17 protein-coding genes and 2 pseudogenes are annotated in these 14,949 nt (G+C 46.7%); 4 read left to right on the top strand and 15 right to left on the bottom strand.

Annotated features, from left to right (window positions below; all coding sequences use genetic code 11):
* Positions 1-42: 42 nt before the first annotated feature.
* The 14 genes and pseudogenes from DXB70_RS01855 to DXB70_RS01780 form a co-directional block, all read right to left on the bottom strand.
* On the bottom strand, positions 43-1,152 hold the full coding sequence (locus DXB70_RS01855) for an RNA-guided endonuclease TnpB family protein (RefSeq protein ID WP_347559576.1): 1,110 nt from the start codon (positions 1,150-1,152) through the stop codon (positions 43-45).
* Positions 1,124-1,564, bottom strand: coding sequence for an IS200/IS605 family transposase (gene tnpA, locus DXB70_RS01850; RefSeq protein ID WP_118569938.1), 441 nt, complete (start codon positions 1,562-1,564; stop codon positions 1,124-1,126). Before tnpA ends, DXB70_RS01855 begins: the two co-directional genes overlap by 29 nt.
* A 297-nt stretch (positions 1,565-1,861) precedes the next feature.
* Positions 1,862-2,401 (bottom strand): histidine phosphatase family protein, encoded by a 540-nt coding sequence (locus DXB70_RS01845; RefSeq protein WP_118469243.1) that lies wholly within the window; start codon positions 2,399-2,401, stop codon positions 1,862-1,864.
* 312 nt (positions 2,402-2,713) lie between these two features.
* Entirely contained in the window at positions 2,714-2,986 is a 273-nt protein-coding gene (locus tag DXB70_RS14290; RefSeq protein WP_243099880.1) for a hypothetical protein, read from the bottom strand.
* A 3-nt stretch (positions 2,987-2,989) separates the two neighbouring features.
* Positions 2,990-4,174 (bottom strand): AI-2E family transporter, encoded by a 1,185-nt coding sequence (locus DXB70_RS01835; RefSeq protein WP_118672543.1) that lies wholly within the window; start codon positions 4,172-4,174, stop codon positions 2,990-2,992.
* Between the two features lie 220 nt (positions 4,175-4,394).
* Positions 4,395-5,141 carry a YoaP domain-containing protein gene (locus DXB70_RS01830; RefSeq protein WP_117796836.1) on the bottom strand — a complete coding sequence of 249 codons (747 nt, stop codon included), beginning with the start codon at positions 5,139-5,141 and terminating at the stop codon, positions 4,395-4,397.
* Positions 5,138-5,794: a TetR/AcrR family transcriptional regulator gene (locus DXB70_RS01825; RefSeq protein WP_107000730.1), complete on the bottom strand. Its 657-nt coding sequence runs from the start codon at positions 5,792-5,794 to the stop codon at positions 5,138-5,140. Before DXB70_RS01825 ends, DXB70_RS01830 begins: the two co-directional genes overlap by 4 nt.
* A gap of 194 nt (positions 5,795-5,988) precedes the next feature.
* Positions 5,989-6,459, bottom strand: coding sequence for a flavodoxin (locus DXB70_RS01815; protein ID WP_107000731.1), 471 nt, complete (start codon positions 6,457-6,459; stop codon positions 5,989-5,991).
* A 122-nt stretch (positions 6,460-6,581) separates the two neighbouring features.
* Positions 6,582-6,719: pseudogene (locus tag DXB70_RS14280) on the bottom strand (LysR family transcriptional regulator); the annotation flags it as partial.
* Positions 6,720-7,035: 316 nt separating this feature from the next.
* Entirely contained in the window at positions 7,036-9,036 is a 2,001-nt protein-coding gene (locus DXB70_RS01800; RefSeq protein ID WP_117796834.1) for a heavy metal translocating P-type ATPase, read from the bottom strand.
* Positions 9,037-9,134: 98 nt separating this feature from the next.
* Entirely contained in the window at positions 9,135-9,353 is a 219-nt protein-coding gene (locus tag DXB70_RS01795; RefSeq protein WP_118672542.1) for a cation transporter, read from the bottom strand.
* A gap of 247 nt (positions 9,354-9,600) precedes the next feature.
* A pseudogene (locus DXB70_RS01790) lies at positions 9,601-9,708 on the bottom strand (DNA-3-methyladenine glycosylase I); the annotation flags it as partial.
* The gene (locus DXB70_RS01785; RefSeq protein ID WP_118672541.1) at positions 9,699-10,535 is read right to left on the bottom strand and encodes an NAD-dependent protein deacetylase, SIR2 family; all 837 of its coding nucleotides are present in this window, start codon (positions 10,533-10,535) and stop codon (positions 9,699-9,701) included. The pseudogene DXB70_RS01790 and the gene DXB70_RS01785, both read right to left, overlap by 10 nt.
* 60 nt (positions 10,536-10,595) lie before the next feature.
* Positions 10,596-11,552 (bottom strand): NAD-dependent protein deacetylase, encoded by a 957-nt coding sequence (locus DXB70_RS01780; RefSeq protein ID WP_182448399.1) that lies wholly within the window; start codon positions 11,550-11,552, stop codon positions 10,596-10,598.
* Between the two features lie 127 nt (positions 11,553-11,679).
* On the opposite strand from DXB70_RS01780, the gene DXB70_RS01775 reads away from it, so the two are divergent.
* The 4 genes from DXB70_RS01775 to DXB70_RS01760 all read left to right on the top strand — a co-directional run bounded on the left by DXB70_RS01775 (position 11,680) and on the right by DXB70_RS01760 (position 14,189).
* The gene (locus tag DXB70_RS01775) at positions 11,680-12,123 is read left to right on the top strand and encodes an Rrf2 family transcriptional regulator (RefSeq protein ID WP_117796831.1); all 444 of its coding nucleotides are present in this window, start codon (positions 11,680-11,682) and stop codon (positions 12,121-12,123) included.
* Positions 12,124-12,367: 244 nt separating this feature from the next.
* Entirely contained in the window at positions 12,368-12,730 is a 363-nt protein-coding gene (locus DXB70_RS01770) for a CGGC domain-containing protein (RefSeq protein WP_107000739.1), read from the top strand.
* Between the two features lie 53 nt (positions 12,731-12,783).
* A complete protein-coding gene (locus DXB70_RS01765; protein ID WP_107000740.1) occupies positions 12,784-13,170 on the top strand; it encodes a metalloregulator ArsR/SmtB family transcription factor in 387 nt (128 codons plus the stop codon).
* Positions 13,167-14,189: an AraC family transcriptional regulator gene (locus DXB70_RS01760; RefSeq protein ID WP_118481842.1), complete on the top strand. Its 1,023-nt coding sequence runs from the start codon at positions 13,167-13,169 to the stop codon at positions 14,187-14,189. The genes DXB70_RS01765 and DXB70_RS01760 overlap by 4 nt, the downstream gene beginning before the upstream one ends.
* A 126-nt stretch (positions 14,190-14,315) precedes the next feature.
* Here DXB70_RS01760 and DXB70_RS01755 read toward each other — a convergent pair whose 3' ends face one another.
* Positions 14,316-14,927 (bottom strand): sugar O-acetyltransferase, encoded by a 612-nt coding sequence (locus DXB70_RS01755; protein ID WP_015553463.1) that lies wholly within the window; start codon positions 14,925-14,927, stop codon positions 14,316-14,318.
* Positions 14,928-14,949: the final 22 nt, after the last annotated feature.

Below are 14,949 nucleotides of genomic sequence, written 5' to 3'. Positions count from 1 at the left end.
ATCTACGCAGTCCCAACCAAAATCTATGTTCTTTGGGGAAAATCAGGAGATTTTTCTTTCTGCATCAAGTTCAACTCCCAATATTCTCAAGCCTTCCCTGCAAATATTGATAGCTGCATTCTCATCACGGTTCATCTGATTTCCGCAAGTGCAGCTATACATACGATCTTCCAGTTTCAGCTCTTTTTTGAGTTTTCCGCAGCAGCTGCAGATTTTTGAACTGGGATACCACTTATCGATACGAACCAGTTTCTTACCGGCACGTTCTAATTTGTAGGAAAGAAAATCAGTAAACATTCCCCATCCATTATCATGAACACTCTTTCCAAACCTTGAATCCTGGCTCATTTCTTTCATGTTCAAAGATTCTATGCACACAAGATCATAAAAATTGGTTATCTTTCTGGATTCCTTGTGCAGATAATCTTTCCGCTGACGTGCAATATGAGCATGGAGTCTGGCTATTTTCTTTTTCTGTTTCATGTAACGGCTACTCCCCTTTTTGCAATGACTCAACCTGCGCTGCTCCCTTGCAAGTTTTTCCTGGTATTTTCGGAAAAAATGAGGATAATCTGCATGAGTTCCAGTGGAATCTACATACAATTCATTCATGGAAAAATCAAGCCCGATTGCGGTTTTTACTGGCCTGATTTTATGTTCCGGTTTTTCTGCCGCATACAGTAATGATACATAATATTTGTCATCTGCTTCCTGGCTGACGGTGGCGCCCTTCAAAGTATAACTATCATCGATACTCCGATGCTGTTTTATGCGGATCCAACCTGCTTTCGGAAGTTTCAGTTTACCATTCTGCAAAGTAATATTTCCATTTACGCAGTTTGTCGTATAACTTCTTACCGGATTCTTTTTTGACTTGAACTTCGGAAAACCAACCGAAGAATCCCGAAAGAAGTTCTTATAGGCTGTCTGCAGATGCAGCTGTGCATTACACAATGCCAGACTGTCTACCTCCTTCAGCCACGGAAACTCTGCCTTATACTTTGCAGGCGTAACCTTTAATACTTTTCCGGTTTTCTCATAATATTCTATCTTCTCTGCCAGCATCCGGTTATACACGAAACGCACACAACCAAATGTCCTTGCAAATAGTTCTTTTTGAGATTTATTCGGGTAAATCCGAAAACGGTACACGATGTTCACTCTTATTTTCTCCCTGTGTTTCTATGTACTGGCGGATAACCTCAATGGGTGCACCACCAGCACTTAACAGGCAAAAACTCTGGCTCCAGAACATTTCTTTCCAAAGCTTCTGCCGAATCTCCGGATACTCTTTTTTAATCAATCGGCTGCTTGCGCTTTTATACGCATTGATAAATTTGCTGAGTTCCGATTTCGGATGGGCCCGGAACATAATATGAACATGATCCCGATCATGATTCCATTCCTCTAATGTAACATGATACTTCGGAGCGATATATTCAAAAATCTCCCGGGCACGCTCAGAAACAGGATTCGTCAGTATCTTTTTTCGATATTTTATAACCAGAATCAAATGATAATAGAGTAGAAACACTGAATGTGCATTACTGTCCAATTTTCTCATAAAATCAGCCTTTCTTTTTACTTTCGACTGATTATATCATAACACAGGAACACTTGTTTGTCTATGCTTTTCAGAACATTTGTTCTTCTATATTTGTTTTCATTCATGTGCACAGATATGCGCAGTTTTAATATGCCAGATATTGCATGATTTTCCCAAAAGGCAATTCATCTCACCACCTAGAGAGGATGGGAGAATTCTTGCAAAGTGTTGTTAAATCTGGAAAACTCCATTCTCCATAATTCCAAACGATATCCCTTGGTCGAGAGCGCAGCCTGACCGGAAAGGTCATACATATTAGAAGTCATACCGCACCACCTGGCAGTTTTTTACGCCAAAGGATGCAAATTCTTCATTAGTCATATCCGTAAAATAAGACTGAATCATCCTTGAAATTCCATTGTGTGCCACCAGAATGTATGTCTTATGGTCAGACTCCTGTTTTATCTCATCCAGCAGATTATAGATACGCTGTGCAAGCTGCAGCATGGATTCTCCCCCTTCATATCGGCAGGCAAATGACGCTTTCGCCATCTTAAACTCTTTGCCGTCTCTCGGCGTAGACTCCCATTTTCCAAAGTTCTGCTCTATGAGTCTTGGTTCTTCCCTACAGGGAATCCCGCTCATTTCAGAAATAATTTTTGCTGTATCTGCTGCACGGCTAAGGGGTGAATAGAGAATTTCATCTGCCTTGATTCCGCTTTCTACAATATTTTTCCCGGTTTCAGCCGCCTGCTGCCGTCCATGCTCCGTCAACGGACTGTCTGTTGCTCCGCAGATTTTATTCTCCACATTCCACACAGTCTGTCCGTGTCTTACAAAATAAAAATGTCCCATGATGTCATCCCTTCTCATTAGCTTCGCAAGCTTTTTTATACCCAGGAAATTCCCTGCTGCCTATCATCGTCATACATCATTTTCGTCATTGATAATCCTGGGAAAGCAGCTGTCATAATTGTATTATAACTATACTCAGGTTAAGATACAACTCTATCCTTTACTGGGCACGTATGCGCAAACAGTTCCAGTGCTGTTCTCAAAATCCGTTTCTTTGTGCCTTCTGCCATAATTATTTTCTTCATTAAAGTAACCATTCGATAACTACGCTATGATTACCGAATGGTTACTTATCAAGAACTAATGAATAATTCAAGTCGAACGTCTTCCATTTGACTTGCCTCCCTCGAAAACCCTTCGTTTTTCCTCGAACGGCAGCCCTAGATCAATGCCGGCTGCTTCCGACTCCCCCAACTTATCAGCAGATACTTTCAGAACCACACCATACCATTTATTATTGTCGTTGCGCCTCAGCACAGCTTTCCAGTCATTCCAGGGATATTCCAGCTCTGCGCCGTAATGGTCATCCATCTCATCGTAAATAATATGATCGATAATTGCCGTGGTCTTTGTTGAATAGACCACAACTTAAAGGGTGCTTGCTTTCTTCATGAACTCCAGATAAAGGCTGAACAGCACGGCGCAGACGGGAACGCTGAACAGCATCCCTAAGATGCCGAATGCTTCGCCGCCAATCGTAACAGCCATCAGCACAAGCAGTCCAGGAAGTCCGACGGACTTGCCGACCACCTTGGGATAAATCAGATTGCCCTCCACCTGCTGCAAAACGATCAGAAAGAGAATGAACCACAGAGCCTTTCCAGGTTCTGCCAGCAGAATCAAAAACGCACCAAAGCCGCCGCCAATCCATGCGCCAAAAATCGGCATCAGCGCAGTGACGGCCACAAACGCGGAGACAGCACCGGCATACGGAATCCCAAGAATCAGCATTCCAAAGAAGCACAGAACACCGATGATAACCGCTTCGGTAAGCTGGCCGCTGACAAAATTTGTGAAGGTCTGATTGGTCAGCGCGGCAATACTAAGAAGCCGCTGCGCCGTCTTTTGCGGAAGGACTGTCTCAATGAGTTTTTTCAAATGTGCCGCGACGACCTCCTTCTTCGCAAGCAAATAAAGTGCAAAAACAAGCCCCAAGAGAACATCTACAAAAACCGACAGGACAGAGGTTGCCGCGCCCCATGTCACGGTGAGAATCCCGCTTTTCTCGTCACTGATCAAGGCGGTGACCTTCTCAATCAACAGGTCAGAGTCTATGACATATTCGGGCAGGACAATGTTATATTTTGCAGCAAACTGGACAACGTCAGCCCACCACCGCCCGATTTCCTCCACATAGATCGGAATGTTTTGGATAAACTCATCGCCGGATTCCCGCAAGCTGGGGAGCATCATAAATACCACAGCAAATAGAATTCCAAGGATAAGCACGGTGCTTGCTGTCAGGCACACGGGGCGGGTCAGCTTTGCAGGAGCTTTGCGGCACACCTTGTTCCAGCAGCATTCCATTGGCCGAAGAACTACGTTGATCAAAAAAGCAATCGCGCCGCCGATCAGAAACGGAGTGAACAGTGCAAGCACCTTGCCGAGAAAACACAAAACAGCGTCAAGGTTTACCAGCGCCCATGCGAATACAATAAGCAGCAAAAAAGCACGGATGATATAGCGAATGATCGTCTCGTCCGACCATTTGCCTCCCTGCGGTGCGGGTGTTTCATTTTTGTTAGAGGTTGGATTTTGCAATTTTTTCTCCATGTTTTTCCTTTCTGTCAGTATCGGAATCCCTTTTTTAAATCCGAAAGCACTTTTGCAGGGCTTTATACTCACTCCTTGTGAATCGCACGATAGCTTTATTGTGCGCAGGTCAAAGACACGTCACATTGGCAAGCTTGAAATAATCAATATATTTTTCATTCGTTTTTTCTCCATTTCATTTGATAACATTATGTTGCGACTCAAAAATAGCGGAGTAAAATCAATTTTGTAAACCTGCCAGCGCCAGGAATTTTTTATCTGACTGGATACTCTGTGTCAGAAACTGACCGTCCCGAAACAATGCATAGGTCGTGACCGGTGCAGGTACATTCTGTGCTGATTCTTTGTCAGTGATATGGATAACCTTAAACGGGATACCATGTTCCTTCGCCGCCTCCTGCACCTTTGGTACCCAATAATAGGTATATGGGCATTGATCGGTGTAATAAAGAACAAAACCTGCTTCTTCAATCACCGGATGTTTCGCACATTCCTTGAAATACGGCGGTTGTGCCCCCGATTCAATGGAAAGATACATAAGATTGATCCCGCAGTCGGATATGTCTGCCACACGGAAACCCTTATAAGTAAGGAATTTCGGGTCAGCGAGGAATTCCCGCTTTCGGCCCTCCGCGCACAAAATGCAAATACCTTTCTTTCCCTGCACCCTGGCATCACAGATACACGCCTCCAGCAGATCATTTGAGTATCCGTGTCCCTTCATGGAGCCGGATACCCATAGACAGTTAATGTAAAGATAACCATCTGCCGCAATCGGCACCCAGGCGTTTTCAGCCGGAATGTATTCAATAAAGCATTTACCGCGTTCCTCACTGCGATAGAAAACAAGTCCATCATCAAAGCGCTGCCGCAGCCATTCCTTTTTTACAACACTCTGCTTACCGGACATGGCGCAGCAGATATGTTCCTTGTCAATATTGTCTTTAGTGATCCGAATATAGTTCATCCGTTATTCCTCCTGCTTAAAACAGCTGTCCCGGCAGCTTCTGATCTGTAACCAGCCTCAACCTTGGCAATAAAGCGATCAATGTGTGTCGCCAATAAGGAAGAAACCGATTCTTTTTCCTCCGCACCGTCGTAGACACTGTATAGAAGATACATTGGCCCATAGAATTCCAACGCCAGCTGCATAGCCTCCTCATCAGAATCTGCCAATTTGCGGAAGATGGCCGCCATATACTCCAGAGGACCGCCCGCCAGATAGTCGTGGTGAAGCTGTGCAAGCTTGGAATCACGGTATTGCTCCAGCGTCAGCATTTTACGGAAATTGGAGGAAAACGGCTCCTTTGTCCAATGGTCAAACTGGGCAAGGCTGTATGTGCGAATTTTTTGAATTGGTGTATGCAGATATGCTTCCGCAAAGCCGTCTGGTTCCGTTTCCGGCATTTCATACGCCTCAGCGCGCTCATAGTCCATCTTGTTCATTCGCTCCACGATCTTATCTAAGATTTCCTGTTTGCTGGCATAGTGCTTATATAAAGCAGCTTTCGTAATTCCCAACTGCCCTGCAATATCATTCATAGATGTCCCCAGATAGCCGTTCTGCGCAAACAGTTCCAGTGCTGTTCTCAAAATCCGTTCCTTTGTACCCTCTGCCATAATTATCTCCTTTATCAAAGTAACCATTCGGTAACTACATTATAGTTACCGAATGGTTACTTGTCAAGAACAAATGAAAAAATTATGCCCTTTCGTTAAAATGTGCAAACTCCGGCGCAAATTCGCCAAGCACATTTCTTCCTGCTGTCTGTACCATTTTTTCTATATTCTGTATACTTCCATAACACTGCTGTTTATAAAGAATTTACCCACTCACTGACTTTCTGTTTTGTTCCGCGGTTTAACAGACTGCCTTCTGTGATAACAGCCTCTGGTGCGGATGGCTGCAATTCTTTTACAGTATTACCGAATCCACTTCCACCGGATGTTGCAAAAAGAACGATCTTTTTACCGCTGAAATCATAGGCTTCCAAAAATGTATTGATAATTGTTGGAGCTACATACCACCAGATAGGGAATCCCAGAAGGATTTCATCATAAGAGCTCATATCTATCTCTTTCTTCATAATCTCCGGTCTGTATTTCTTATCACTCATTTCCACACTGCTCCGAGATTTTTTATCCATCCAGTCAAGATCAGCCTTTGTATATGGAACTTTTGGCTCAATCTCAAATAAATCAGCTTTTGCTTCCTCTGCAATCATCTCTGCTACTTTTTTTGTTGTTCCGCTTGCACTGAAAAATGCCACTAATTTTTTACTCATAATAAAAAGCCCCTTTCTTTGCAAATTTCTTGTATAAAAATAGATGTATAAGATTTGAATTTCTCTTATACATCTATTTTATACCCATTATTTTATTATGTCTAATGCTTATATTGAATTCTATCTACAAGTCCTTTTTTCATCATCTCATAAACCGTATCTGCTGTTGCGGTATGAAGTTCAATCTGAATCAGTGGGTATTTTTCTTTATACGTTTTACATATCCTTGCCAAGGTCTCTACTGCCGCAAATTCACCGCATAGCTCAAATTTTATGCTGTAATGCCATTACGATTTCTTACAATACAAATTCCGTCATTTCGGTCATATTCATCCAGCAGTTCCGGATAATGCGTAGTGAAAATAAGCGTTTTAGAACATAGTAAATAGCCTTTCCACTCCTGCGCCAGCGAACCAAACCTTTCATGCGTAAAATACGGATATGGTGAGAAACAGCGGACTCTGACCTATTCAGTTTGTCTGCAACTTCACTGACACATGCTTCTGAGGGACCAATTTAAAATAAAGCCTTCATGCGGGAAGGGTCCCCCCTTTTGTTTTTGTTTATTTCTGAACTTTAAAGATTTTTCACAAACAGTGCCCGGATAGCGTTGAGGACGGCTATAATCATCACGCCCACATCCGCAAACACGGCCAGCCACATATTGGCGAAGCCCAGAGCGACCAGCACGAGGCAGACCAGTTTTACGCCGATGGCCACCACGATGTTCTGATAGACGATGCCAAGGCACTTGCGTGAGATTTTGATTGCTTTGGAAATTTGCATTGGATCGTCATCCATCAGTACTACATCCGCAGCTTCAATGGCAGCGTCAGAACCCATAGCGCCCATAGCAATTCCGATGTCTGCCCGGCGAAGCACCGGGGCATCGTTGATGCCATCTCCCACAAAAGCCAGTTTTTCTTTCTCCGGCTTGTTCTGAATCAACTGCTCCACTTTCTCCACCTTGTCGGCAGGAAGCAGTTCACTGTAAACCTCATCCAGCCCCAGTGCGGAGGCTACACTATCAGCCACCTTCTTGGCGTCACCAGTAAGCATCACAGTCTTGCGAACCCCAGCCGACTTTAATGTCTGAATGGCTTCCTTGGAGTGAGGCTTCACGATATCGGAAATAACAATGTGCCCGGCATATTTCCCGTCAATCGCCATGTGAATAATGGTGCCTACGCTGTGGCACGGAATAGCCTGGACCCCCAGACGATTCATGAGCTTGTCGTTTCCAGCCGCGACCTGATGATCATCCACTGTGGCGATGACACCGTTGCCGCTGAGCTCCTGAATATTGGTTACACGGCTGCGGTCAATTTCCATGCCATAGGCTTTCTGTAAGCTCTTGCTGATGGGATGACTGGAAGCGCTCTCTGCCAGGGCCGCGTACTCCACCAGCTTGCGTTCGTCCATCTCGTTGTGGTGGATGGCGTTGACCTCGAACACGCCCTGGGTCAGAGTACCGGTCTTGTCAAAGACCACGATCTTAGCCTGTGACAGGGTCTCCAGATAGTTGGACCCCTTCACCAGAACGCCCGCCTTACTGGCTCCGCCAATTCCTGCAAAGAAGGACAAAGGAATGGAAATGACCAAAGCGCAGGGGCAACTGGCAACGAGGAAGGTCAGCGCACGATAGATCCAGGTCTCCCAGCCTGCATCCAGCCCCATGGCAAACATCCGTACCAGCGGCGGCAATACAGCCAGCGCCAGCGCGGCATAGCACACCGCAGGAGTGTAGATCTTGGCAAAGCGGGAAATGAAGTCCTCCGACTTGGACTTCCGGGAGGAGGCGTTCTCCACCAGATCCAGAATCTTGGAGACAGTGGACTCGCCAAATTCCTTGGTTGTCTGAATATGGAGCAAACCTGTCATGTTGATACAACCGGAGATGATCTCATCGCCAGTCTTGACCTCACGGGGCAAACTTTCACCAGTGAGAGCGGCAGTGTTCAAAGTGGATTCTCCCTGCACTACGGTACCGTCAATAGGAACTTTCTCACCGGGCTGTACCACAATAATGGTGCCGATACCCACTTCGTCCGGGTCTACCTGTTCCAGTTTTCCCTCCCGTTCGATATTGGCATAATCAGGACGGATGTCCATCAGATCACTGATGTTCCGGCGGCTCTTGCCCACAGCGTAGGACTGGAACCATTCGCCCACCTGGTAGAACAGCATCACCGCAATGGCCTCCAGATAGTCGCCGTTTTCATATACAGCCAGTGCCAGAGCCCCCAGCGTAGCCACCGCCATCAGAAAGTGCTCATCGAACACCTGACCGTTACGGATACCTTTTCCGGCTTTTTTCAGAATGTCGTAGCCAATAACCAGATAATCCACCAGGAACACAGCCAGACGTACCCAGCGGCCTGCCGAGCCAAACACTTCAAATGCGCCTGCGCCCAGGACCTGCAAAATTAACAGTAGAACCGTAGCAGTCAGAATCCGCCACAACATCACTTTTTGTTTTTTGGTCATACCGGCGGAGGGCCGCATGCCGATGATCTGAAGGATCACGGCCAGCAGAGCCACCACGATCAGCAGACCGTTGATGATATACTCCTGCATTTCGTTTTACCCCTTTCACAATTGCTTATTCGTTTATTTATCTAAGAGAAAAAATGCCCTGCAAGCTGCCGCTCGACAGGGCATTTCGTTTCGCTGGCTTACAGAAATATCTCGCAGTCGGGTTCCACCTTCTTGCAGGCTTTGCGAACCTCCTGCATAACAGCCTTGGGATCCTGATCTTCCTCGAACTCCACGTTCATCTTGAGGGTCATAAAGTTCACCGTAGCACTCTGTACGCCGTTGGTCTTGCGGGCGGCATCTTCCATCAGGTTGGCGCAGTTAGCGCAATCCACATCGATTTTGTAAGTCTTTTTCATTTTGAAAATCTCCTCTCTTAATTTGTTCCTGTTGTCAGAACAATTAAATCATCGTTTAATTGTATCTTCATCATACGCAGGAAAACCGTCCTCGTCAACGCTTTGAACCCATATCCTGCTATTCGGGAAAAGGGTTCTTCTGTTTGGGCAAAATGCAGCTTTTATCGGCACATTCCAGTACCCGGTAAAAAGCCGGGAGGCATTGACAATTTGAGTCAACTTCCCGGCGTTTTATTTTCTGCATTTTCTACTGCTGCAAAGGATTCAGAAAGCAAATTGATTCATGAGAGTTGATAGCTCCCACCGCCTGCAAATAGGCATAGATGATTATGGTCCCCACAAACTTCATGCCTCGCACGCCTCCCGGAGAGCAGGCAGCAGCTCATCCAGCCGCCCGTCCAGTCCGAAGGACTTCTCTTTGATATTGTCCGCAATGTAGATCTCCCCCAGATTGATGGTCACATAAGTGGCGTTTGGCTCGCCGGCCACCAGGCGCATCATCGGGGCCTTGATCAGCTGATTGCGCCAGCCAATGCCCAGCTCTAGAACCACCAGTTTCTTTCCGTGGTAGGTTTTCAGAAAGTTTTGGAACCGTGCCTGGGCAGCGGTATCCGGAATCATTCTCTGACCCGCGCCCATGTGGATGTCCATGGGACCTCCGCACTTGGGACAACGCGGCACCAACTCCGTAGGCACATGGCCGCCCTGTTCGGCAGCCGATAATTTTTCGGCCACCTCTAAACTTGAATAGAGGGTGTCGTGGCAGGGGCGGGCACACTGCATCGTAAACCAGTTGCCCTCAATCTCATAGATTTTCGTCGGATCGAAACCACACCGTTCAAAGTGACCTTCTCCGTTTGATGTGACGACAAAGTAATCCTTCTCTCCCACAATGCCCTTCAAATCGTTCATCACCGGCGTAGGCTGGTATTGCCCGCAGTAATGATGGATGAGCCGGGCCCAGAAGGCCCATTTTTTCTCCTCGCTGGGCCATCCGGCCATCATTCCCTGCAAAATACAATGTAAGCCGTATTTTTGTTTGAAATCTCCAAACAATTCATCAAAGGCTGCATTATCTGCAAACAAATGCAGTCCTTCGGTGATGGACAGGCCGTTACTGGCCCCGATCAGGATAGCGTCCGCTTCTCTGAATTTTTCGGCAATGGGTTTCCAATCAATCATATTCGTTCGCTCCTTTCTATTTTATGGTTGCTGCGATGGATCGCGCCTGCCGGAGAGCAGCTAGAGTTTTCGTGCATCCCGTAGCACTTGAGCAATGTCGGCCACAATGGTCATGCCCTTGTCCTCCAACTGTTTGGGCAGGAAGTCATACTTGTTGTTGACAGCAATATACCGGGCATGGGGAAAGCTGAGGGTCAGGTTCCAGAAAGGCTCCTGAATAAACATGGGAGTCATTCGACCAACGCCCAGCTCGAGAAATAGAATCTTGCTGTCTTTGTGTTCCAGAATATAGCGAGAAATTTTTTCGTACTGTTCTTCGTATTTCTTTCCTTGCAGGAAATTCCCATATCCTCGCACCCAGGGGAATGCCTCACCGCCGCAGTGGGGGCACTGGGGAATGAGATCCGTGGGAATCTTCGTGCCATCTCCCATAGCGGCTACCATATCAGCCACCGGATTTACCGCATCCCAGGTGTCATCGGTACAGCAGGCGACACACTGGAAGAAGCGGTGATCCCCCTGGATCTCCGCCACCTTCTCCTCCGGGTAGAGTTTGACAAACTGGGTATCCTGGTTAGTGGTGAGGATGAAGAAGTCCTTGCCTTTCAGCAAAGCGTCTAAATCCAAATAGGAATGACGCACAGGGGCGGTCTGGGTGGTGTGAAGGAAGGTGGCGAGATACCCCCAATACTCTTCCCTTGTCTTCCAGGGGTGCATCATCCCTGCAAAAGCACCTTTGAAGTGGTATTTCTCGGCAAAAGGTCGGAAGTATTTGCGATAGGAGTCGTTGTCCTCGTAGTAAAAATCTCCGCCACCGGCAGCGGACAGGCCGGAGGCCCCGCCCACTACCACACAATCAGCTTCCTTTACCTCCTGTACCAAACGATGGATCTGTTCGCTATACGGCAGCGGCTTTTTGTCAGTCAGCTGATAAGGCGTACTGCCGGAAGCATAGATATGATAGTGTCTGGAATAATTCATCTGGGTCTGCATGACCAGATCATCATAGAAGTTCATTGTCACCATTCCTTTCAAGTGGGTGTTATTTTTATTCTTACTTCAAATTATTTTAGCATCCCCTTGCGTCACTGTCAATATGCTGTTATAATAAAAATAACATCAAAGCAAAAAAGGAGATCCGTCCATGAAATATCCAACCCGCCTTAGCGATGCTGTTCATATTCTGGCTTTTATCGCTCTGTACCCAGACTGCGATCTGACCAGTAACAAGCTGGCAGAGAGCATTCAGACAAATCCTGCCTATGTGCGCCAGCTCATGTCCGCCCTGCGGAAAGGTGGACTGCTGATCAGCGTGAAGGGACATCCCCGACCTGCTCTGGCTCGTGAGCCGGAGAAAATCACTCTACTGGATGTCTATCGAGCAGTAGAGGGCAACAAGCCCCTGCTCCATCAGGACATCCACACCAACCCCGCTTGTGGCGTGGGCGTGAACATTCAACTGGTGCTGCGGGATTTTTACTTGGACATTCAAAAAAAAGCGGAACAAAGAATGCAAGAAATTACACTGAAAGATGTACTGGAACAATATCACATGAAGTTAGAAGGGACGCTCTTGCAGCGTTTATGACGGATTGATTTTCAGAAACTCTTCCATTTGGGAGAAAAATTCTTCTGAACGGGAAATACAGAACCTCCTTGCGGAGCTATACTGAGAACCGGAGAGACCTATACCCCGTATTTTGTGAATGATTAAAGAGGATCGCTACTACGAGGACATTTCCATCCAGCTGTTGGAAAATCTGGTTACATAATAATAGACAATGGACCGGCCAAATCTGAATGGCAGGCCCTAAATTAAGGAGGAAACTAATATGAAACTTGGCATTATTCGTTGTATGCAGACAGAGGATTACTGCCCCGGAAGCCGGGATTTTCGGACAATCCGAGAGAGAAAAGGCGCTTTTATGGGAGAGGATGATATTCAGTTAGTGGGCTTCATCAACTGCGGCGGCTGCCCCGGAAAAAAAGCGGTGCTGCGGGCCCGTTCTCTGGTAGAACAGGGCGCTGACACCATTGCTTTTGCTTCTTGCATCAGCAAAGGGACTCCCATTGGTTACCCCTGTCCTTTTGCTAAGCGTATGCGAGAGCTGGTGCAGAAAGAGGTAGGCGATGGTGTCCGTATCTTGGATTACACCCATGACGCTGGTCCTGAACCAGAAACATCTCAAAAGTAAAGTTTCTTTTCTCTCCGGTCTATGATAAGATAGACTTCAAGGAGGAGTGCTAAATGATTCAGAACCACTTACCCCACGACCACGGACAAACTATCGAGCATGAACTGGAATATATGCCCAGCGTAGAAAACTTTCAAACCGTAGCTGATATTTTCAAGCAGCTGGGAGATGGCAGCCGTATTCGCATTTTTTGGTTGCTTTGCCACTGTGAGGAATGTGTTATCAATCTTTCAGCCATGGTAAATATGAGCAGTCCTGCAGTTTCTCACCATCTCAAGCAGTTGAAATCAGCGGGTCTGATCGTTAACCGCCGGGACGGAAAAGAGGTCTATTATAAAGCAGCTGATACCGAGCAGGCCCGAAATTTCCACCACATGATTGAGTGGCTTGTAAAAATCGCCTGTCCGTCGCAAGTAGAAAAACAAAAAGGAACGCCATGAAAAAAGAAGAATCCAAAGTTATCGCTCAAAAACTTCAAAAGATCCCAAACGGCACCCTCGCCTTGAAGCATTGCCGGGCTGGTGGAACGGGTACTACACTCTTTGGAGAACAGTTTCGAGCGGTTACCGCTGGAAAAGGGTGTATGGAGGCATATGAAACTTTTCCTGGAATAGAGGTATCCTTCAATGTTTTTCTTGCTTCAGAGGTCAGGTTTCGGCATGATGCTTCGGATTCTGTTTTAGAAATTTACTATTGTCGCAGTGGTCGCGTGGGTTGGAATATGCACGGCGGTACTGCCGTCTATTTAGGTACAGGTGATGTGACAGCACACAGTATGGCCTGCTGCGCGGATTCCGCCATGATGTTTCCCCTAGGATATTCAGAGGGAATTTCCATTTCCGTGGATCTGAAACAGCTCTCTTCCATTTGCCCGGAAGCTTTAAAGAATGCCGGTGTGGAAGCAGACCAGTTACAGAATCGATTTTGCTCCGGAAAGCCATCCGCAATCCCGTCTTGTTCCGATTTAGAGCATATTTTTGCCCCACTCTTTTCTGCTCCTGTGTCCGTTCGAATTTCCCTCTTGAAATTGAAGGTGCTGGAAATTTTGATTTATTTGAGCAACATGAAATCGGAGCATAAAGAATTGACTCAATACTTTTCCCAGCAAACCGAATTGATAAAAGAAATTCATCAACAGTTGACAGAGCACTTGGAGCAACGATTTACGATTGCAGAACTTTCCAAACAGTATTTGATAAATACCTCCACTCTAAAGGAGATATTCAAGGCAGTCTACGGTCAGCCTATCGCCACCTATATGAAGGAATTTCGAGTGCGTCAGGCTATGAAATTATTACGGGAAACAAATGACACTATCGCGGATATTGCTTCCCAGGTAGGCTACCAAACCCAGGGAAAGTTTTCAAGCGCTTTTCAGTCTATCGTCAAAATGTCACCCAGAGAATACAGAAAAATCCAGGGTATAGCTCCATTGGATTCCTTTAGCAAAACACTGTAATGAAAAATCCCGAATTGTCATTCCCAGTATAACATGCCTTCTCCCCGCAGAAAAGCATGGCGAAAAACAAAAATGTCCCCGGAGAGCTTGTGCGTATGTTTTTTCAGCGTTTCCGATCTGAATTTCTCAGAACAGAATATCCTCCGGCTTGAACTTATCTTTTTCGGTAATGGGGCGGATCACCTTGCAGGGCACCCCTGCTGCGATGACACCGGCGGGAATGTCATGGGTGACGACGCTTCCCGCCCCGATAACCGAGCCTGCCCCGATGGTAACGCCGCCGCAGACGGTGGAATTTGCACCGATCCAGACGTTTTCCTCCAGCGTAATAGGTGCTGAGGTTCCAATGCCGTGGCTGCGCTGCTCCGGGTCGATGGCATGACCGGAGCAGGCAAGGCATACGCCGGGGGCAATAAAGGCACCTGCTCCGATGTTTACCGGAGAGGTATCCAGAATGACACAGTTATAGTTGATGACCGCCAAGCCGTGGGTATGGATGTTGAAGCCATAGTCACAGTGGAAATCCGGTTGAATGCCGGTCATGGGAGAGCAGGTGCCCAGCAGGGTCTGCAGGATGCTGCGCCGCTTTTCCTGTTCGTTGGGAGCGGTGCGGTTGTACTCCCAGCACAGTTGCTTTGCACGGTTCTGTTCCTCCGTGGGGGTGTTTTCATAGCCGCTTACGTAGGCGGCAGGGCGTTTCATAATATCCAGAGCGTTCATCGTGTTTGTCCTTTCCATACAATGTTTCCTCAAGGATTAT

The organism is Clostridium sp. OM05-5BH (genome assembly GCF_003481505.1).
Taxonomy (GTDB): domain Bacteria; phylum Bacillota; class Clostridia; order Lachnospirales; family Lachnospiraceae; genus Otoolea; species Otoolea fessa.
The sequence above is the reverse complement of the archived record's forward strand: the minus strand, read 5'-3'. Positions and strand labels throughout refer to the sequence as shown.